Source organism: Dictyobacter kobayashii (genome assembly GCF_003967555.1).
Taxonomy (GTDB): domain Bacteria; phylum Chloroflexota; class Ktedonobacteria; order Ktedonobacterales; family Ktedonobacteraceae; genus Dictyobacter; species Dictyobacter kobayashii.
In genome coordinates, this window is the sequence record NZ_BIFS01000002.1 from 279096 (window position 1) to 299360 (window position 20265).

The 20265-nt window shown below is 52.8% G+C and carries 17 protein-coding genes and 1 pseudogene; 9 read left to right on the forward strand and 9 right to left on the reverse strand.

Annotated features, from left to right (window positions below):
• Positions 1–29 precede the first annotated feature (29 nt).
• The 4 genes and pseudogenes from EL645_RS28000 to EL645_RS28015 all read right to left on the reverse strand — a co-directional run bounded on the left by EL645_RS28000 (position 30) and on the right by EL645_RS28015 (position 2133).
• A complete protein-coding gene (locus EL645_RS28000; RefSeq protein WP_371865828.1) occupies positions 30–917 on the reverse strand; it encodes a family 4 glycosyl hydrolase in 888 nt (295 codons plus the stop codon).
• Positions 827–1105, reverse strand: coding sequence for a hypothetical protein (locus EL645_RS45865; protein ID WP_371865774.1), 279 nt, complete (start codon positions 1103–1105; stop codon positions 827–829). The genes EL645_RS28000 and EL645_RS45865 overlap by 91 nt, the downstream gene beginning before the upstream one ends.
• 59 nt (positions 1106–1164) lie before the next feature.
• A pseudogene (locus EL645_RS45870) lies at positions 1165–1377 on the reverse strand (family 4 glycosyl hydrolase); the annotation flags it as partial.
• A 30-nt stretch (positions 1378–1407) separates the two neighbouring features.
• Positions 1408–2133 carry a GntR family transcriptional regulator gene (locus tag EL645_RS28015; protein ID WP_126554770.1) on the reverse strand — a complete coding sequence of 242 codons (726 nt, stop codon included), beginning with the start codon at positions 2131–2133 and terminating at the stop codon, positions 1408–1410.
• 352 nt (positions 2134–2485) lie between these two features.
• Here EL645_RS28015 and EL645_RS28020 point away from each other — a divergent pair, with 352 nt between their 5' ends.
• The 6 genes from EL645_RS28020 (at position 2486) to EL645_RS28040 (ending at position 8869) form a co-directional block, all read left to right on the forward strand.
• A complete protein-coding gene (locus EL645_RS28020; protein ID WP_126554772.1) occupies positions 2486–3760 on the forward strand; it encodes an NAD(P)/FAD-dependent oxidoreductase in 1275 nt (424 codons plus the stop codon).
• Positions 3761–3765: 5 nt separating this feature from the next.
• On the forward strand, positions 3766–5118 hold the full coding sequence (locus EL645_RS28025) for an ABC transporter substrate-binding protein (RefSeq protein WP_126554773.1): 1353 nt from the start codon (positions 3766–3768) through the stop codon (positions 5116–5118).
• 88 nt (positions 5119–5206) lie between these two features.
• Positions 5207–5932, forward strand: a complete 726-nt coding sequence (locus EL645_RS28030; RefSeq protein ID WP_218032107.1) for a carbohydrate ABC transporter permease — start codon at positions 5207–5209, stop codon at positions 5930–5932.
• Complete coding sequence (locus EL645_RS41535; RefSeq protein ID WP_218032108.1) at positions 5872–6159, forward strand: hypothetical protein; 288 nt, start codon at positions 5872–5874, stop codon at positions 6157–6159. The genes EL645_RS28030 and EL645_RS41535 overlap by 61 nt, the downstream gene beginning before the upstream one ends.
• Before the next feature lie 27 nt (positions 6160–6186).
• Entirely contained in the window at positions 6187–7023 is an 837-nt protein-coding gene (locus EL645_RS28035; protein WP_126554775.1) for a carbohydrate ABC transporter permease, read from the forward strand.
• An 85-nt stretch (positions 7024–7108) separates the two neighbouring features.
• On the forward strand, positions 7109–8869 hold the full coding sequence (locus EL645_RS28040) for a dihydroxy-acid dehydratase (protein WP_218032109.1): 1761 nt from the start codon (positions 7109–7111) through the stop codon (positions 8867–8869).
• A gap of 450 nt (positions 8870–9319) precedes the next feature.
• On the opposite strand, the gene EL645_RS39640 is transcribed toward EL645_RS28040, so the two are convergent.
• The 3 genes from EL645_RS39640 to rhaI form a co-directional block, all read right to left on the reverse strand.
• Positions 9320–9466: a hypothetical protein gene (locus EL645_RS39640; protein WP_161977761.1), complete on the reverse strand. Its 147-nt coding sequence runs from the start codon at positions 9464–9466 to the stop codon at positions 9320–9322.
• A 59-nt stretch (positions 9467–9525) separates the two neighbouring features.
• Positions 9526–11616, reverse strand: coding sequence for a bifunctional aldolase/short-chain dehydrogenase (locus EL645_RS28045; RefSeq protein ID WP_126554777.1), 2091 nt, complete (start codon positions 11614–11616; stop codon positions 9526–9528).
• Between the two features lie 74 nt (positions 11617–11690).
• Positions 11691–12914, reverse strand: a complete 1224-nt coding sequence (gene rhaI / locus EL645_RS28050; RefSeq protein WP_126554779.1) for an L-rhamnose isomerase — start codon at positions 12912–12914, stop codon at positions 11691–11693.
• 256 nt (positions 12915–13170) lie between these two features.
• Here rhaI and EL645_RS43230 point away from each other — a divergent pair, with 256 nt between their 5' ends.
• Genes EL645_RS43230 through EL645_RS45875 form a run of 3 tightly spaced genes read left to right on the forward strand, consistent with a single transcriptional unit; the run spans position 13171 to position 14470 of the window.
• Positions 13171–13398, forward strand: coding sequence for a LacI family DNA-binding transcriptional regulator (locus EL645_RS43230; protein ID WP_246035603.1), 228 nt, complete (start codon positions 13171–13173; stop codon positions 13396–13398).
• 13 nt (positions 13399–13411) lie between these two features.
• Positions 13412–14176 (forward strand): substrate-binding domain-containing protein, encoded by a 765-nt coding sequence (locus tag EL645_RS28055; RefSeq protein WP_246035604.1) that lies wholly within the window; start codon positions 13412–13414, stop codon positions 14174–14176.
• A 60-nt stretch (positions 14177–14236) separates the two neighbouring features.
• Entirely contained in the window at positions 14237–14470 is a 234-nt protein-coding gene (locus EL645_RS45875) for a GDCCVxC domain-containing (seleno)protein (RefSeq protein WP_126554781.1), read from the forward strand.
• 290 nt (positions 14471–14760) lie between these two features.
• Here EL645_RS45875 and EL645_RS28065 read toward each other — a convergent pair whose 3' ends face one another.
• Both EL645_RS28065 and EL645_RS28070 read right to left on the reverse strand, forming a co-directional pair.
• Positions 14761–17490, reverse strand: coding sequence for a tyrosine-type recombinase/integrase (locus tag EL645_RS28065; RefSeq protein WP_161977762.1), 2730 nt, complete (start codon positions 17488–17490; stop codon positions 14761–14763).
• A 2309-nt stretch (positions 17491–19799) separates the two neighbouring features.
• Positions 19800–20012, reverse strand: coding sequence for an Os1348 family NHLP clan protein (locus EL645_RS28070; RefSeq protein ID WP_126554785.1), 213 nt, complete (start codon positions 20010–20012; stop codon positions 19800–19802).
• Positions 20013–20265 lie beyond the last annotated feature (253 nt).

Here is a 20265-nt window from a genome sequence, read left to right on the forward strand (position 1 = left end):
GAAAGATTCCTTTCGTATACTGGCTAGTCCTACTGATAATACTCGCGTAACGCCGTGTGCTGAGGAAGATTCAGCATCTCCTCCAGCAATGCCCTCGCCTGCTTTTCCGAGGTGGTCCAGGGGTCCATGAGAATCACATCGAGCAGCGCCTGTCTGCTGCGGCTGCTGTAGGCTGCCAGTTCCAGATTCCAGGGAGCGACACAATCGCGCAACGCATAGTTGAGCGGGCCAGCGGGCAACGCGTGGGTCTGGATAGCATCGATGCCACGCTTGCTCACGTGCGCAGGCACCTCCACGGCGAAGTCACGCGGAATACCGGGCACGTATTCACCCGTGTTCTGCACATTGACGATCAGGACGCGTGGAATGTCACAGGCCAGCGACTCGATCAAGGGGATAATGCTTTCATGCGAGTGCTCCGCCGGATAATGCTCGGTGACGCGCGTGCTGGTATCCTCGCTGATACGCTTCATCTCGGCGACGCCACTTTCGGTGGCCTGGAAGTAGCCGCGCCACCAACCCTCGGGATCCTCCTGCCAGCGCCGCTGCGTCTGCTCATCGGTGTGATACCACCAGCCCCACGAACCACCACCCTCGCTCCCGGTATCACCAATCGGCAACACGCCAAAACGGCGGTACAGATCGATCTGCTTGGGGCGCAGACTCCCATGCGTCTGTGCCTCGGCCCAGTAGCGCTCGGACTCGGTTTCAATCCAGCGATCCAGCAGTGGGTAGAGCGGCTCGCCCTGGTAATACGCATTGGTCAACCAGACAAAGTGGTTGACGCCTGGGATCTCAAAGGTCAGTTGCTCACGGTCCTGCAGGCCTAAAATCTTCGCGATGCTATAAATCTCGCCGAATCCGTGACATAGTCCAACGATTTTGGCCTGGGGATACGTGCGCGCCAGATGGGTAATCCCCCCATCACCGGGTTGGCTGACTGCACGTACCAGGCATCGGGACACACGGCCAGAATATCCTCCATCAAGGAATCGAAGAGCTGCAGTTGATAGAAATTGTTCCAGAACGGCTCATCGTGCATGATATGCAGGCTCCCACCGAAGCGATAGCCATGCTTTCTGGCAATATCCCAGCCAGCTCGCAACCCTTCGTGCCCTCCGACCAGCGCGGTATTGATGACAAAATCGGCCCCTGGAGCGCCTCCAGTCGATCGGTCGTTTTTTCCAGGTGGAGTGTCGCGCCAACCTCCGTCGCGAAACGCGAGCAGAGGTGATAGGCCGCGTCCAGGCGCTCCTGGCTAATATCCATAAAACAGACGGTGCTCCCCTTCAGGTTGGGTGTAAGGCAGAGGTCACGGATAATGCTGAGGGAGAACACAGCACTGCCCGCGCCAATAATGCTGATTTTGGTCGTCATACCCTGTATCCTATCGCTAAGCAATACGCATTATTTTTGAGAGAGATCCGAGCCTTTTTCTGCCAGCATCTGTGCTTCATCGACGGTAAAAAAAGGAGCCAGTCGTTCGCGCACAGATTGTGAGTGATAGACGACCAGCCGCGCAGCCGTCTCGGGATCGCGTTGCACGATCGCCGTAAAAATGCGTTCGTGTTCCTGATTGGATTGGCTCAACTGTGAGACATCGAGCACCTGTGCGCAGCTGAGCAGATACAGATCGGTGCGCTCTTCATTGCTAACGACAAACCGCGTCAGCGGAGTATTGGCAGCGGCGCTACCGACGGCGCGATGGAAATCGCGTCCGGAACGGAGCATGCCAGCAATATCCTGCTGCTGCTCAGACTGCTTGCCAAGGGTAATGGCATCTTCCATATCGCGCATCTGGGCATCAGTGGCGCGCAGCGCGGCGCGGCGTACCAGATAGGGCTCGATCACCTCGTTGGCGGTAAAGAGATCTACAAACTCCTCACGCGTGAGACGACAGACATAGAAACCGCGTCCACTACGAGGAGCAATCAAGCCCTCATGATGCAAAATAGCCAGCGCTTCACGCACAGGTGTCCGGCTCACCTGCAACCTGATCGCAATATCTTCTTCAACCAATGGTTGATCGTATTTCAGTTGCCCGGAAAGAATCGCCTCTTTGATCGCATGAAAAGCGGCTTCGCGATACCCCGGCGCCTTCGGCACACTCAACGGCCCTAATGGATCGTACATAGTTCACCCCTGTTCCCAATAATCACTCCCAAAGAGGAGGAGACAATTTCTGTATACAAACATACGATAAAATTGGACTGCTTGTCAACCAGAATTGATGGGCAGATGTTTTTGAACTCGAACAAACACGCTTGACAGAGAGGAGTTCTTCAGTTTACTATTGCCAGTAGCAATCCTTTCTCGGGTCTTTACTCGATGATATCGTTGTTTTTTATCGTCTTTTTTGTATACAAAGTATTCACTCAATGCAAGGTAAGCTATTTATTTGCATTTTCTGAATACATAGTGGCCAGCTCTATAGCTGTGTCATGTGTGGACACAACCACAGGCACGGAGAGCAAGGACGGCAAGCATGGAATATGAAACAGCGGATATCGCCATTATCGGTGGTGGTATCATCGGTATGAGCTGTGCATACGAACTGGCCCGACAAGGGGCAAAGCGAATCGTCGTCTTTGATAAGCAGCAACCCGCCAGCGGTACGACCGGAGGGTCCGCAGGTGTTGTCTGTTTGCATGACATGGGTGAGCTCTACGCGGCCCTGACGCTGGTAGGGTATCATCGTTATCAACAATTGCGCCGAGATCACCATTTTACCTTCAACGCATGGGGTTCGCTCAACGTGATCTATGAACCTGGCGTCTTTCCCCCTCCCCCGGATGCCTACCATCAACGCTTCGGCGGGGGAGCGGACAGTATCTACCATCAGGAGTATCTGGAACCTGACGCATTACTGCGCCGCTTTCCGTGGATCAAGCCCCATGGCGTCAAAGGCGGCGTATTCTATCCTAATCAAGGCTTCATCGATCCATATGAGCTGGTAGCGCTGTACGAACGGTTGGCCGTGGAAACAGGGCAGGTAGAGATCAAGCGGAACACACCCGTTCTCCAGATACGGACCCATGGGGACAGCATCGCATCGCTGGTCACCCGGCGTGGTCTCTGGCACGTCGGCACGGTGCTCAATGCCGCTGGCCCCTGGGGCGCCCGGGTCGCTGAACTGGCTGGCTCCGAACTTGCCCTCACGCCGCAACGCATCCAGGTCTGCGTCGCGACCGCATTTGATGATGGGGTGCACAATGCACCACTGACAAGTGTACCGGAATCCGTACAGGGAGAGGGAGTCTGGTGCAGAGGAGAACTTGGGGGAACGCTCCTCTTCGGTCAACATCACCACACGACCAGATCAGGCTATACGGTTGATCCGGATTATGTCCATCGCATCAATGACGCTGCATACCCTCCGGCGGTTGAGCAGGTGTATCGTCGCTACTGGCATCTGCCGAACAGTCAGTTCCTCAACGGCTGGTGCTGTGTCTATGGCACCACTGAGGACGGCTTCCCAATCGTTTCCCGTGATAGCCGTCTGAGCAATTTCTATCATGCGGTTGGCTTAAATGGTCATGGTATCACCTTACATGCTGGCATTGCCCGTGCCGTCAGCACCTTGTTACTCCACAATACAACCTCGCTCGATCTCAGTGATGTTCTCGGTGAGCCGGCCTCGCTGGACTTCTCCGTACTGGATGCCAGACGTTTCACCAGCGGCAACCTGCTTACCTTCGAACTTCATGGGAGAGAGAGTAGTGCTTCTCACATCGTCAGTGAACAATACACAAAGGAGTAAAATGGATGTCTCCCACCCATCTATCACGCCGTGCGTTTCTCCGTCTCAGTGGCGTCGCGCTTGGCGGAACAAGCCTGCTATCTGCCTGCACCACAGGCACGCCGATTACGCAGGCCGCACCTTCTGCCGAGAAACATATCAGGTTCTGGAACACCGCCTATGCGACAACCGATCCACTCGACAAAACAAAAGCGAGGGACCAGTACTATATCTACAAAGCGATTCAGCGCTTTGAGGCCCAGAATCCCGGCGTGAAAGTCGATATGCAGGTGATGCCCGGCTCTACGGATATGTTTACCGCCTATCGAGTCGCAAGTATCGCCAGAACGGGGCCGGACGTCATGACACTGTGGAGCGGGAGTTACCTGATGCAGTTCAAACACTATCTGGAACCGCTCAATCACTATTTCACGCCGGAAGAAAGCGGGCGCATCCGCGGCTGGAACGCGGTGACGGAGGGCTTCACCGCAGGCCAGGGCACCATCTATGGGGTTCCCTGCAGTACAGATAGCATTAGCGCCATCTATTACAGCAAGAAAGCACTGGCCAAAGCTGGCATCAAGACTGACGCGGATTGGCCACACAGCTTTGACGATTTCTTACGCATGCTCAAGCAGGTGCAGTCCACCGGCATCACACCGCTGGCGCTCTTTGACAATGGCTATAGCTTATTTAGCCTGGATTATTGGATCGCTCAGGTCGTCAATGGAGACGCTGGCATCGCGGACCTTATTGCGGGCAAGCGCAAGTTCGCCTCCCCAGAACTGCTTGAAGTGGTCCAGAAGTGGCAGCAACTGGCACAATACACCATCGCAGGCGCGCCAACGATGGGAACCGGGGAAGCCCAACAGCTTCTCTATCAGGGTCATGCCGCCATGATGATCAATGGTCCCTGGTCTATCGATGACATGAGCCAGGTTATGGGGAACGATCTCGGGGTACATAAACTCCCAGATTACAGCAACCAGGTCTCAATCAAGAATACCGGCATCGGTGGCTCGGGCAATGGCCTCATCGTTTCGCAGTATTCTCAACATAAGGAAGAGGCTGTACGCTTTGTCAAGTTTTTAATGAGCCAGCCAGAACAGACCACCCAGGCAGAGACCAGTTCGAGCCTGAGCAACGTGGTCGATGTCGATATGGGTCAGATCACGAAAAACCCCATCAAGCGACAGTTACAACAATGGGCTCTCGAACCCGATATCATCTTCTGGCCTGACAATATCTACCCGAGTGAGTTGACCACCGAACTGACCGCGCAGGCACAGCTTGCCTGGACCGGGAAGAGTAGCGCGCAACAATTCTTGCAGCAACTCGACGCCAAACGCGATCAACTGCTGGCAGAAACGAATGCCTAAATACATCATTGCATCTGCTTGTATCGACAGCATGCTGTCCACAAATACCAAAGAGATTCCTGATCAACCATAGGAAAGGATGGATGTCATGGCCAACAAGAAACAGGTTGCGCTCATCGATTTGCACGCGCCCATCGCCCCCGCCAAACCTGTGACATCTGTGCGCGGAAAAACGCTTCGCCAAAAAGAAGGGTTCACGGCATATCTGTCACTACTGCCCGCCTTCCTCCTGATTGCGCTCTTTATGTGGTATCCGCTAATCCTCGCCATCTATCACAGCTTCACCGCCTGGGATGGCGACAGTTCACGCTGGATCGGTCTGACGAATTATGCAAGCATCCTGACGTCAGGGCAACTCCTGCTGCTGCTGCGCAACAATTTCATCTTTCTGCTTTCCATTCCAGGCATTCTCCTGATCTCACTGGTGGTTTCGGTGCTGCTCTTTGAACAGACCCCTGGCTGGAAATTCTTTCGCTCCGTCTATTATCTGCCCACCATTCTATCGGCGGTCGTCGTTGGCCTGCTGATGAAAACCCTCTTCGACTCACAGGGTGCCATCAATCAGGTACTGAACGGGATCGGACTGAGCACCCTTGCCCAACCCTGGATCGGGAGCGCGCCGACCGCCTTTCTGGTCCTCATCCTGGCGTTCTACTGGCAAACGTTGGGGCAAGGAGTACTGATCTTTCTCGCTGGACTCTCATCGATTTCGGCCGATCTGATTGAGGCGGCACGCATCGACGGGGCGAACTGGTGGCAACGCCTGTTCCGCATCATCATCCCGTCTCTGGCCCCGCCATCTCCTACTTTGTGATTACCAACATCATTTTCGTCTTTATTGGCTTGTTCGCCCTTGTTTACTCGATCACACGCGGCGGACCCGGATATGAGACGACGCCCATCGACTACATGATCTACATCAAGGCATTTGCGCAGGGATCGTTGGGCTATGCCAGCGCGCTGGCTGTCATCTTGCTGATCCTCGTCCTGATCATTTCCTGGATGCAGATTACCCTGTTTGATCGAGTCGGTGCCGAGTAAGCCAGCTTCTCAGAAAAGGAGGACCGTATGAAGAAAAGCATATTTCAATCACTCACCCGCTCCGGAATTCTGGCGATCCTGATCATCCTGACCGTTGCCGCCATCTACCCGCTCCTCTTTATGCTCTTGACCAGTTTCAAAACGACGACCGAATATACCAGCAACCCGGTGGGCCTGCCGCAGAGCTTTGGCTATCTGGATAACTTCATCGCCATGTTCAGCAACCTGAATATGCTGCAATTGCTCTTGAATACCATCGGGTATATCGTGCTGGCGATGATCCTCTCTCTGCTCGTTTTTATTCCGGCCTCTTTCACACTGGCCAAGTTACGCTTCCCATTTCGGCGTGTCTTCTTCATGCTGATCGTGACCAGCCTGATCATTCCGGGGATGACCTTCATCATCCCCAACTATCTGTCGATGGCCCATCTCGGTCTTGTCGATAACTTTCTCTCGGTGGTCTTACTCTGGGCGGCGACCAGCATCCCCGGATCGGTCTTCCTGCTGACCTCGCTGATGCGCGGGCTACCTGGTGAGGTTCTGGAAGCCACCAGAGTCGATGGGGCCAACTATTTCCATCAGTTGATACGCGTGGTGGTCCCGATGAGTGTCTCTGGCATTATGACCATCAGTATTTTTAACGTGACCGCATGGTGGAATGATCTGCTGACGCCGCTCCTCTTTTTGCAGACCGATGGCAAGCAGACCGTTACCGCGGCGATCGCGACCATTGGCAGTCGCTACGCGACGGATTACCCGTTGCTGATGACCAGCTTATTAATGGCGTCGATCTTTCCCATTCTCCTCTACATATTCCTGCAGGGCTATATCAGGAAAGGCATGGTGATTGGAGCCATCAAATAGATCGATGTCGGCACGGCCCTGGTGTATCTTATGAAGGTGATCAGGGAAAAGAAGCACATACATATGGAAAGTAGGAACACGGATCTTGGAAACACGACCCACACACGCGCAGAAAGCAGTGATACAGCTACGCAGTCAGGAGTGGTTTGAAGGCAGAGATGAGCTCGGGCTGCAGAGTCGATCGGTCCTGCGCTCCCTGGGCTGGAGCAGGGAATTTTTTACCGGCAAGCCCGTGATCGGGATTGCCAATTCCTGGAGCGAGCTCAATAACTGCAATAGCGGACTCAAAGCGGTGGCCGAGGCAGTTAAGCGCAGCGTGATCGCGGCCGGGGGGCTCCCTCTGGAGTTCAATACCATGTCACTGGGTGAGGAACTCATGAAGCCCAGCGCCATGCTCTACCGCAACTTACTGGCCATGGAATTAGAAGAAACGCTGCGCGCCTATCCAATCGACGGCGTCGTCCTGCTGACTGGGTGCGATAAAATCACGCCCGCTCAACTGATGGGTGCCGCCAGCGCCAACCTTCCGGCGATCCAGGTCTGCGCTGGCCCTCGCATAGCAGGGCGCTGGCGAGGCCACGAGATCGCATCGGGCACAGAGCTCTGGCATTATCTGGATAAATATCGCACGGGAGGGATTACCGAACAGGACTGGCAGGAGTTGGAGGAGCATTATGCCTGCGGCATCGGGACCTGTAATACGATGGGAACCGCTTCAACGATGACGGTTCTCTCAGAAGCCCTGGGCATGATGCTTCCAGGCACCGCCACCATCGCCGCCACAGACACCCGGCGGCTAGCAGCGGCGGAAGCCAGCGGGCGGCGTATTGTCGAACTGGTGCAGCAGGATCTACGGCCGGCACAGATCATGACACGCGCAGCCTTTGAAAACGCGTTGCGAGTCTACACATCCATTGGCGGCTCAACCAACGCGGTCATTCACCTGATTGCCATCGCGAAACGACTGAGGGTCCCGCTCACCCTCGATGATTTCGATACCTTCGCCCGAACAACCCCGATGCTTCTCAATGTACAGCCGTCCGGAGCAAAGCTCTTGCACGACTTTGATGCCGCCGGCGGGATGCCCGCATTGATGCACGAGATCCGGGATCTGCTTCACCTGGAGTGCCTGACCGTCACAGGTCAGGCACTCCAGGAAACGGTAGATGCAGTATCCTACCGGGATGCCGCGGTGATCTTCTCCCGGCATGAGCCGCTCGCCCCCTCAGGATCGATCGCTGTACTGCGCGGAAACCTGGCACCACGTGGAGCGGTAATCCGCACCACCACGGCGTCAGCACAGTTGAAGCAGCACAGTGGTCCGGCACTCGTCTTCGAGAACTATACCGATCTGCTGGCCCGCATCGATCGTCCCGACCTACCGGTCGATGCCAATTCTGTTCTCGTACTGCGCAACGCTGGTGCGGTAGGCGTTCCAGGACTCCCCGAGTGGGGTTCTATCCCCATTCCCGAAAAACTGTTACGCCAGGGGGTACAGGACATGGTTCGCATCAGCGACTCGCGCATGAGCGGAACCAGTTCTGGTACCGTCGTCCTGCATGTCACACCAGAGGCAGCCATTGGAGGTCCACTGGCCCTGGTACAAGATGGAGACATCATCGAGTTGGATATTGAACAACGCACGCTCACCCTTCATGTCTCAGAGGAAGAATTACAGCGGCGACGGAGCGACTGGATGCCACCCCGGCAGATGCACGGTCGAGGGTATCCCCGCCTCTACGCAGAACATGTCCTGCAACCAGATGAGGGATGCGATTTCGATTTTCTCCTCCCTCAGTCTGAAGCAGATCTCGCCTTCCAACCACCCATTGTTGGTCGATCGTAAACATCACTCTACGTTGAGGAAATGATACAGAAGAAGGTCTTCTTCTGTATCATTTCCTCAATGTAGCAGGCAAGAACTATCACACATTGACAAGAATAAATATTGACACATTAGAACAGGGAAGGGATCTCCTTCCGTTTGCAACTCGGATCGAGTCCGTTCACAGAAACCACATGTCCTTGAATCACCTCCTCCGACCACAACTCCTCCAAGGTTGCCTGCAGACAGAACAAATATACTGATTATGAATACCAAGCAATTCACCTGTATTTCAATACAAATCTCTTCTGACTGCTGCCCTATAAGCGTTTTACAGCATCATATGTCCTCGTTTATATAGATAACAAGCGCCATTCCAGCCACGTACTGATCACATTGAATGCGCCTTTTTCTCAGGACAGTCGTAAACCAAGAATAGTGCCACTTGCATAAATCAATCCGTTCGTTCTCTCAAAGACAACCAGGCAGCCGGCGGAAATGTTCAGCGGCATCGCTCCATACTGCATGTTGAGCCAATTGTGGCCCAAAGCGATGAGTAGAGGCGCACCGGACCACGGCACGTACATCGGCCAGGCTTTGCAGGTCACTCAGGCCCACCAACTGCAGCCGTGCATTGCCATAGGCGGTCGCCTCATAATAACTGTCCAGTTCCTCTCTTAGCGTGGATAGGCGGCGGCGATGCCTCCATCGACATTGAGAATGTTGCCAGTACTCTTGCTTGAGCGCGTTAACGAGGCAAAAAACGCCACCGCTTCAGCGATATCCTCGGGCAAAATGTTCACGCCAAGCGTCGTACGTTTGCGATACACCTCATCCAGTTGATCAGGTGCCACACCATAAGTGACTGCACGTCCCTTGCGCCAGGAACTATCCCAGATACGTGAGCCTGACAGAACGGCGTCTGGATTGACCGTGTTGACGCGAATTTTGAACTGACCGCCTTCCTCTGCCAGGCAGCGTGCCAGATGGGACTCAGCAGCCTTGGCGGTTGAATAAGCTGCAGCATTTTTCCCAGCCACAAGCGCATTCTTACTGGCAATAAAGACCAGATTGCCACCGCGCCCCTGGACTTGTAAAAGCTGGAAAGCAGCTCGTGCAACCAGAAAATAGCCGGTGGCCAGCACATTCCAGTTCTTGTTCCACATAGCCAGGCTGGTCTCAGTAATTGGTGCGCTGGAGGCCAGGCCAGCATTGTTGACAACGATATCGATGCCACCGAACGCTAATGCGGCCTGCGTAAAGGCTGTGTCCACGCTCTCCTCGTTTGTCACATCCATCTTGAGGGCGATTGCGCGTCCTGCTCCATATTGCTGATTGAGAGCGTTTGCCAGTTTTTCAGCGCTTACCAGATCAATATCAGTAACAACGAGATGTGCACCATCCAGTGCAACTCTACGGCAGATAGCTGAGCCGATGCCCCCACCTGCTCCGGTGACCAGTACCACGTGTCGCGCAAATTCGCGATCAGGAGGCGCTAACTTGAGCTTATATTGCTCCAGCGGCCAGTACTCAACTGCATAGCTTTCAGCATTCGAGAGGGATATGAAACCGCCGCAAGCCTCTGCACCGCGCATCACCGCAATGGCGCGGTGATAGAGTTGTGACGAGATATCCGCTCGCGTCATATCTTTTCCAGTAGTAAACATACCCACGCCAGGGATCAGGATCACGCGAGGGTGTGGATCACTTGCAGCATCAGCCTCGCGAAATACGGGCGTGGATGCATCTGGATCAAGATCCTGAGCCCGATGCGCTTCCAGATATGCCTGATAGCGAGCCACGTAGGTCGCAATGCCAATGTGCACCGCTTCAGAGAGCGCCTCACTGCCCTGTTCAGGCGTCCACTCAACCAGCAAGGGCCAGGGCTTGGTATGCACCAGATGATCTGGGCAGGCCGCACCAATGCTCGTCAAACGTGATGCATCGTTGCTGGAGACAAAGGAGAGCACCGCTTCGTCGTCTTCAAAGCGTAGAATCTGGGGTTTGTCAGTTGAGATCAGTCCGCGCAGCACTGGCGCTATCTGTGCGGCAACGCTGTGGCGCTCTTCCTGTGGAAGCACAGGAACACGCAAGCCACCAAAAAAAGCGTGATTCGTCTGTTGGATGCGTCCTTCAACAAAGTCACGCGCCCGAGCAATTGTGGCACAGGTTGAGGTGTAGCACTCTTCGTCTGTCTTGCCCCAGGTGATCAAACCATGCCTGGCAAGAAGGACAAGCCTGGCCTCGGGTTTTGCCCGCACAGCCAGGGCCACCTCGCGGGCCAGCCCGAAGCCAGGGCGGCGATAGGGTAACCACAGCAGGTCCTCGCCGAAACATTCGCGAGCTAGCTGCTCCCCATTAGAGGCGCAAGCAAAATAATTCGTGGCGTCAGCGTGAGTGTGATCGATATGGGTAAAAGGCAAGAAAGCGTGTAAAAGCGTCTCAATAGAAGGACGGGGACGGCCTGGATCAAAGAAACAGTGTCCCAGGTAAGTTACCATCTCGGCATCGCTCATCTGCTCGCGCTCCAGCAGGGGGAGGAGATCGTCCAGGTACAGACCGGTAAAAGACTCCTCAGTACAGGTTGCCAGATCAGAGCCCGAGCCCTTAACCCATAGCACACGCGCAACTCGACCACGAAAATCATATTCTTCTGCTTTGGCAGAGGTATTGCCTCCACCCCAGTTGCAGACAGAGCGATCAGCGCCCAGGTGGCGCGAACGCTCGACAAGTTGTTTCAAAGCGGGTGAAGAAAGCACAGATGCCATTATTATAAATCCTTTGCTATTTTCAGATCACAAAAATAAAAAAACCTTATTTTTGCAACAAGAAGAGCGATTGCTTACATTCCGAGGTAGCCACTTGTGATTTCGTCTGTTATACGCTCACTTGCTACTCGCTCAGCATAACCACTGGTACGGAAGGCGGTAATGGGGTCGGGTGCACGCCCCTGACGCATACGAACTTCAGCGAGCAAAGAGCGTACATCGGTCTCGTAAGCCGCCTGAAGTACGCGATACGCTCCCAACACATCGCCGCTCTCCTGGGCCCCATGCAGTGCGATGCGATCGACCAGCAGAGCCTTTGCATATGCGGTCTGGATATGCATGACGCTTTGAATCATTGCTTCAATCTTTGGCTCTATATTATGAGATTGATCGATCATATAGGTGATGCGACCTCCATTTGTGTTGTCCTCATGCTGTGCACCAATGATCTCGTTGAAGATACAGAAGAGTTCAAAGGGATTAAGTGAACCAGCAATCAGATCATCATCCGCGTACTTGCGATCATTAAAATGGAAACCTCCCAGACGCTTCTCATCTAGCAATTGAGCGACAATCTGTGCGATATTGGTTCCTTGAGGATGATGACCGGTATCTACAAGCACTTCGGCTTGGGGCCCCAACTTCTGTGCCAGAAGCAATGCTGTTCCCCAGTCAGGTAGATCAGTCGAGTAAAAAGCTGGCTCAAAAAATTTATACTCAATCAGAAGACGCATCGTCTCAGGGAAGGCTGCGTAGATAGCTTGTAGCGAGTCAAGCAGACGATGGCGGCGTTTGCGCAGATCATCCTGACCAGGATAGTTAGTACCATCTGCCAACCAGAGGCTGATCACGTCTGAGCCAGTGGCTTGCGCAATCTGTACGCAGGAGAGCACATGCTCAACTGCCTGATTGCGCACCTGCTGATCAAAGTGACAGAGGCTACCAGAACGGTAAGCATTGTCCTGGAAAAGGTTGGGGTTGATCGCGCCTAGCTGTAAGCCTAGCTGCTCGGCATACGCCTTGATTTCCGGCCAATCAGCCACTTGATCCCAGGGAATATGGAGCGCCACCTTTGGACAACAACCAGTTACATGCTGAACCTGGGCCGCATCTGCCAGCTTCTCGCGCAGGTTGCGGGCTGCACCAGGCCAGCGGAAAACATGAAAGCGTGTCCCCGAATTCCCGTAGCCCCATGAGGGAGTTTCGATGGAGAACGCCTGGATATGCATAATAACGTGCTCAATGTCGGTACTTTGCGCGTCCAACATCGCACGCAGTTGATCAAAGAGTTCGGCCATAGCTTTGCACCTCTTTTGGATCATTCAGATACTCTGTACCTTCAATGACAAAAGCGTATGAAACGTTTCAATTGAAACGTTTCAATTGAGTATAGGAGATCAAAAGCCATCCTGTCAAGGGTCTAAATAAGCGGGCCTCTTCACGATTACCAGTCCAACTGCTATACTACAGGACAGAGTATGAAACGTTTCACTTATCCTTTGCTCTGAAAGATGAGACAGGATGAGCGTCGGGAAGGGCTTGGAAGAGGAAAAGATGGCAAGTATTCGAGAAGTTGCTGAGAAGGCGGGAGTTTCATTGGGGACTGTCTCTAATGTATTAAATCGCCCGGATCGGGTTGCGGAGGCGACCCGTCTGCGTGTGCAGGCAGTGATTGATGAACTAGGATTTGTGCGCAACGCTTCGGCGCATCAATTGCGGGCTGGTGGGAGCCGTTATCTGGGCCTGGTGGTACTGGACGTAACCAATCCTTTTTTTTACTGAGGTGGCGCGTGGTGTGGAGGATGCCGCAAATGAGGCTGGCTACATCGTCATTCTCTGTAATTCAGATGGTTCACTGGAAAAAGAGCATCGCTATCTCCATATACTTGAAGAACAGCGTACGGCTGGTATTTTGATTACGCCTGCCAGCAATGATCTGAGTTATCTTCAGCGTCTCGCGCAACAAGAGATTGCCGTTGTGCTGCTGGATCGAACCGATCAGGAGCACAGTCTCTGTTCAGTTGCCGTCGATAATCAGCAAGGAGGAAAGCTGGCCACCAACCATCTATTGGTATCAGGTCATCGCAGGATCGCCTTTGTGCATGGCTCTCTTAGTATTCGACAGTGCGAAGAGCGGCGCGAGGGAATGTACCAGGCGATCAATGCAGCTGGTCTTGATCCTGAGCAGGTGGTGATTGAGATTCCGGTAGCGGATCAGAATGTGCTGGCTGGTGAACAGTGTGTAGAAATGTTGTTGCAGGGGGAACGTAAGGCTACGGCAATTTTCTGTGCTAATGATCAACTGGCCCTTGGAGTTATGCGTGGACTGCTGCAGCGTGGGGTACGGGTTCCCGACGAGATGGCGCTGATTGGCTATGATGACGTCGAGTTTGCCAGTGCCCTTTCTCCCTCGCTCTCCTCTATTCGCCAACCCAAATATCTCCTGGGGCGTACAGCCACCGAGCTGCTTTTCAAGGAGCTGGGAGGCCATAGAGAGCACCAACATCAACAGATCGTCTATCAACCCGATCTCATTGTACGTTCCTCCTCTCTACAGTGAGGGACATTTTTTACCTCTGATTCTAAATATAGGTCATAATACATAAAGAACTGAGGAACCATGAACAGCCATGCCCTTCTGGCGACGCTTATCTGTCCCAATCCACTGTGTCGGCATCAGCAGAGCATCATGATGCCTACCACGTTCTGCCAATTATTCTATACCTGTGATGCGCGTTCCATGACGCATGCCCGTAAACAGGGAGACTGCTGTGTATTTTGTTCCTATGCGGATAAGCCGTGTCCTTCCTCCATACAAGCAGGGAGAACGTGCTGCCCTCCCAGGTCTTTCTGATCTATACAAGGATGAGAAGTCGTCGCCTGTGGCTTGTATCAAGGACGTAGCATTGCTCGTACGCGAAAGTTGATGCGTGCGTGGTGAGGTCAAGCGAGGTTGCACATCACGAACGCGGACGTACACGATGCGACAAATAGATTGATTGAGACAAGCAAAGCATGGAGAGGTCCGATTCCTGCCCCAATGCCACGATGGCTGTCTCAGAAAAACAGTTCCCGCAATCAACACCAGCCGAAAAGAACCATGTTCCCATAATTCTTTCGCTTCCTGTGCTCTTTTACGATAACTCATACCATATCCAGATACCGTTTGACAGCAGCACTCTCCTCTTGACCCAATTGTTGCCGCAACGTACGCAAATCTCCACCTGCTTGCAGATAGCGCACGGCAAAGGTATCGCGGAGCAAAACAGGCCCAACTTCTTTCCTGGTGATCCCAGCCCGTTTTCGCAGCCGGCCAAACAGAAGCGCAATGCTATTCCTGGTCAAAGAGCATCCTTCCCTAGACAGAAAGAGAGGTTCCTCTCCCACTCGCATTCGCTTCAGATCGTGTCCTGGTGGCAAACGATAGCGATCCAGGTACACAGAGAGATGATAACGTCCTTCCTCCCCCAGAGGAACCCATCGTGCCCTTGAGCCCTTCCCTCGTATCCTCATCACGCCATGGTCGCGATCAACATCTGAAAGCTGCAACTCGCACACTTCGGAAGTGCGCATCCCCGTCTGGGCAAGCACCCAGAGCAGCGCCTGATTGCATGCGCTGGTTTGATCTGCTACTCCCGCCACCATTCCTCCTGCAGACCTACACGCCAACAGCAAACGTTCCCATTCTGCTGGCTCAACAAGATGAAGCAGCCCAGGTTCCTCACGAGGCATGTCCAGCTGCGCAAACGGCGTTTGCCTCATAGAGCGGTGACGCACTAACCACCGGAAGAAAGCACGAGCCGAGCGAGCATACGACGCGACGGTCCCGGTGGATCGATACATTCCCCTCGCTGTTGGCCGCTCGCGAAGAAACGTCAACCAATTCTGTATCTCTGCCTCTGTGATCTGATGGATGAGAACATATTGACACTCGGAGGAGAGATATTCCTGCAATAAACGCAACGCCGTCTGGTGCCATTCCAGCGTTTTTGGACGTCGTCCACTCTTCTTCTGCGCCTGGAGATAGTCCTGAATAGCGTGCTCGATAGAGCGCGACAATCCCTTCTGGCTCGAACCGGTACGGCGTTCAAACCCTTGAGAGAGTTGATCATCCTGAAGGTGTTTCTGATCCGATGCAGTAGTGTCCAATCCCTCACCAGAGAGCGCGGTTCTCTGCATGCCCTTGATCCCTTCCTCACCAAGACAACGAGAAGGTACCAGTTGTTTTGATACATGCTTCTGAGAAGGAGAAACGTTGATCACGTGAACCGGCCGGTCTGACCCACATCCTGCAGTCTCTGGCCTCACTGAGATCGAAGGATGCAATCCGCCCGCCTCCATTTTTTCCCCTTTCCCCTGTCCGCCACATGCTCCTTGTAGACGTGCTCTCACCTTGCGCACCCCTCGTTGTAAGGTGCGCAAGTGCGCCGGTCGAAAACGTTCAGGAAACAAACGTTGTAATTCGCGAAACATTTCGCCGCAATTACGCTCAGGAGAGGTACACACCCAGGACGCGATAAGATCCCATACGTCATGGAAGGGATCATGACACGTTCGGGGCCAATCAAGAAGTGACGCCAGCGGTGACTGCTCATGCACCGGCTCGCGCTGCTCAGAGAACAAAGCCGAGAGGAACGCATTGGCTTCTTGAGATCCTGATAGACAACGTTCAACACAAAAGCGGCGGAGAGAACATTCCTCCGTCTCAGCTGAACCTCCCAACGTACCTTTGGTGTGAAAGAAGAGCGCCTGCTGCAGCTCTTTCACCTGATCAAAAAGCAGCACAGGATCGATCGCTCGAAACATCTGCATCAACTCCTGTGCGCTCGCATCAGAGAGCACTTTGGCACGCACCAGGCGTTGCAACGGTGTTCTGGCCTGATCATAGACAAGGTGCACCTTTTTTCCATCAATGTGCTTCTCCTGCAATTTCATTGATGGTTGAAAGCAGTTAACATAGAGATGAAGTGCTCGGTAGACCTCACCGAGTTGCTGATAGGCCAACATGCCAACCAACCGACCATACCCCACCACCTGACGCACAATAGCACCATTTTTCTGCTCGACAAAACACTGATCATTCTTCAGCGTGGGACGCCCTCGGGTAAAGGTAATCTGCTCTTGCTCACAATAGCTCAGCAAGAGCTCATTCATAAATTCCCCACCGTTATCGGCGTCCAGTCCTAAGATGGGAAAAGGGAAACGCTCACGCGCCTGGTGCAGCGCGTCGAGCACAACATCCTGACATTTGGAGAGAAGGGGAAGGCATTCCGTCCATCCGGTTGCGATATCGGTGAGGGTCAGCGTGTAGAGAAAGCTTCCCTTGGAGTCAGCACCGGCATGGGCCACCAGATCTGCCTCCAGAAAACCAGGTTGGGTCTCATTCCACTGCTGAAAGGTACGGATGGGGATCTGTTGCTTGAGCAGTGGCCCAGGGCGCGTCGTGGAGAGGCCAGAGAAACTTCGTCTTCGATGCGCGCGCAGCAGGCGATCTGCGGTAGCTGCACTCATCGTGAGCAGGCGTGATCGATCAGCTTCACTCAGATGGAGATGCCCATGCTGTTCCAATGCCTCGACAAGCGTTGGGAGAAATGGCATGAGGCGCTTGGCCGCAATCCGGTTTGCGGCGTTCCATACCTGAACCAATGCCTCCTGCACGGTCCCCTCATACTGTCGTGGACGTGGACGCGCCGGGGACGGTTGCCCTTCCTCCGTATGATTTAACAGCCACATGGCATATTTGCGATGATAACCCGTGATCCGGGTAAACTCATCGAACATTTTCCGTTTCTGTGCCGATGCGGCCTGTCGATACTGCGGCGCGAGTTGTTGAAGCAGTTCCCGCCTGGTCTGTAAACACAGTCTCCCCCCCATCCTCTTCCGTCCTTTGTCATCAAGCCAGGTGGGCAAGCTGGGCACAGACATGACAGCGCTGGTTGCCTCACCGAACATCTTCCCTTTGGGAGACATTGTACCGTATCCCTTTCTATACCAGAAACAAGAAATCTGAGCAGGAAATTCACTCAAGAGGCATAAGAAAATTCGTTTAAGGGCTGGCAAAAGGGAAGATTTCTGATGAGGCAATGCGCCAAAAACACAATCGTCCCCTTGCTGACCTGATGGCGAACGCTTCTTACGAAGCGGCCTCTCATCGGCCTGCAAGGGGACGATAGACATGAAAAGAGCGGGAGACGAGACTCGAACTCGCGACAACCTGCTTGGAAGGCAGGGACTCCCAAGAACAACGCTCACTTGCTGTAAACCAGCCTCTCAGGCCAATCTATGTATGCCAATGCTCATATGAGCTTCATTGACAAAGTATTTCACGAGAAATATGCCATTTTCAATTCTCTTATACATGAGCTTTTGAAAAAACCAGAGAAAATATTTCATCAAGCGAACCTTCTTATGCATGAGCTTTTCTACCCAGGCAACGTATGTCGCAAAGAATCCTACCCCTATTCGAGCAATATATTTCTCAAGCTTTTTTGCCACTCAATGGATAATATATGTTCCAAGCTTCTGTAGGCAGTATGATCTTCCTCAGAAGACTCTAGAAGCACTATAAACGATCACCCGCCTAATTTCAAGGCAGGCAGGATTTCCCAGGAGAACATTTTGAAGAAAGTCTTTTTTGGTCCCTCCATCACGATAAACTCGCGATCCCCAGTCGGCAAGCAATATCACAATAAACACTTTCTCGTTGCGATATACAGCCAGGAAAAGAGAGAGAATCAGACAGGTGTAGATAAGCTCACTATGAACAAATTGATTGCCCAGTTTTTCCCACTTTCCTACTGCACCCTGGAGGGATTGCTCGCGCCTTTCTGCTGTGCTTGATCTCTTTTCACGCCTGTGATCGGATGGGCGATGGCTGCGCAAGCGGAGCACTGATTTGCGCGCTCTCACAGCAACCTGTTAACGCGATCCTCGCACTCCAGAGCGCAAGCCCACACGCCTGCGATTTGCTCAGATGAGCGAAGGCACTTGATACATGATCCTGCCAGGACGATAATCGAGTTTCATGAGACAGAGGACACCTCACAGATAGTGCAATGACTAACCACCGTCTTGGTTTTCACTTGTCTCATTTTGGGTGCTTTTTGTCCTCCCCTCATGTTGCTTTGCTTAAAAACCTCTACCTGTAAGTTCTATCGAGGCCCCTATTTCAATGCCTATGAGTTAGCATCATCGGATCAGGGCCCTCAGCAAGATTACCGATCTGGGAGGAGCGAATATATATCACCTGTGATGCTGGATGACCATTTGTCTGCTGTGAATGTGGCAACGTCAATATACAACTTGTTGTTGACGGAAAAATAACGCACAGACAACACGCAATGGCGCAGAGAATAAAAAACAAACTGGTTGTTACGCGAGCTTTCCAGTATTGCATACTGATGCACCTCCTTGAGCATAAAGCAATAAAGCTAAAAAATACAGTGCTTTTAGTATTTTCCTCACGATTGTCATAGTAAACATACCATCTCACACGTCAACGTCTCGACCGCAATTTGTCAGCAAATCCCAGCAATATCATCGCAGCACTGTTACCAGCCAGATCAAATATAATGAATCATTCATACTAAATAATAGTGATCAGTCTTGATTGTTTTTGATTAAAAAATACGACTTTTTAAGCTAGATGAGTACCATTTTAGCAAAAAAAAGAGGGGGAAGAGAGAATCCACCTGAGTGTCGCCGAAGTGCGTCGGAGGCTCTGCGCACTTCATGAGCCAGAAGAGGAACGCTAGGACTAACTGACTAGATCCCACTTCCGAAGATATCACCAGGTAGGTGCAAATTGCACCTGCCGCGATGTGCTCGTCAGGCACCGCTGGTGCATCATTGGAAGTGCATGAACCTATCCGATTATAGGGCCTCCCCGTTCTCACGTACGAGATCTGGGCGCGCCTGTCGGCGTTGCTGCCGCCCCAAAAGTATGGGCAGGTCGTCCAGTGGCTGATCACCGGACCAGGGCCATCGTAAAGGGAAATCTCTTTGTGATGTAGGAAGGGCGTTCCTGGCGGGGTCTGCCTGTATACTTTGATCGATGGCAAACCGCGGTTGACCGTTACCGTCGCTAGCGCTTAGAGGGCATATTGGGAACCGATGCTGCAATGTCTTCTGCAATCTGTTCCTATTTCTTCCTCAATCTACGTCTCTCAAATGTCACTGTAGTATTAGTCACTCGTAGGTGAAAGCTTTTCAAGGACTTGCTTATTGAAATCATAAATATTGTCTGCTTTAATCTGGCAAAAGATTTCCTGCTCTTCAGGTGTCAATAGAAATCCTTGCTCTAAGGCTGCTTTATGAGGAGAAGCTAACAATCGATTACAAAACGTAGTGTCAATCATAGCCAAGCCAATAAGCTCGTTTAAGATCTCTTTGGACATGCCCTATATCTCCTTTCATAAAGAAATTGCCTGCTTGTATATCATACTAACCCGTATTGAGGCCGTTCTCCAATAGGTATCATAGATAGGGGCATGGATCCTCTGCCTTTAGAACTCATCTGTAGAGCCGCTTACGTCACGTTCTTTTGTTAGAGATTTCTGGAAGATCAATGCCTTTACCAGGTTTGATGAACTGCTACACAATAGGTAGTGGGCGCATCTCCTCATCACCCAAGAGAGCAGGTCAATCGCA

What these genes read in the sequence shown, in the direction of transcription:
- EL645_RS28020 (WP_126554772.1), top strand. Translation starts at nt 2,486, where the DNA reads ATGGAATATGAAACAGCGGATATCGCCATTATCGGTGGTGGTATCATC.
- EL645_RS28035 (WP_126554775.1), top strand. Translation starts at nt 6,187, where the DNA reads ATGAAGAAAAGCATATTTCAATCACTCACCCGCTCCGGAATTCTGGCG.
- EL645_RS28065 (WP_161977762.1), bottom strand. Translation starts at nt 17,490, where the DNA reads ATGGGGGGGAGACTGTGTTTACAGACCAGGCGGGAACTGCTTCAACAA.
- EL645_RS28070 (WP_126554785.1), bottom strand. Translation starts at nt 20,012, where the DNA reads ATGTCCAAAGAGATCTTAAACGAGCTTATTGGCTTGGCTATGATTGAC.
- EL645_RS28045 (WP_126554777.1), bottom strand. Translation starts at nt 11,616, where the DNA reads ATGGCATCTGTGCTTTCTTCACCCGCTTTGAAACAACTTGTCGAGCGT.
- rhaI (WP_126554779.1), bottom strand. Translation starts at nt 12,914, where the DNA reads ATGGCCGAACTCTTTGATCAACTGCGTGCGATGTTGGACGCGCAAAGT.
- EL645_RS28030 (WP_218032107.1), top strand. Translation starts at nt 5,207, where the DNA reads ATGGCCAACAAGAAACAGGTTGCGCTCATCGATTTGCACGCGCCCATC.
- EL645_RS43230 (WP_246035603.1), top strand. Translation starts at nt 13,171, where the DNA reads ATGGCAAGTATTCGAGAAGTTGCTGAGAAGGCGGGAGTTTCATTGGGG.
- EL645_RS45875 (WP_126554781.1), top strand. Translation starts at nt 14,237, where the DNA reads ATGAACAGCCATGCCCTTCTGGCGACGCTTATCTGTCCCAATCCACTG.
- EL645_RS28025 (WP_126554773.1), top strand. Translation starts at nt 3,766, where the DNA reads ATGTCTCCCACCCATCTATCACGCCGTGCGTTTCTCCGTCTCAGTGGC.
- EL645_RS28015 (WP_126554770.1), bottom strand. Translation starts at nt 2,133, where the DNA reads ATGTACGATCCATTAGGGCCGTTGAGTGTGCCGAAGGCGCCGGGGTAT.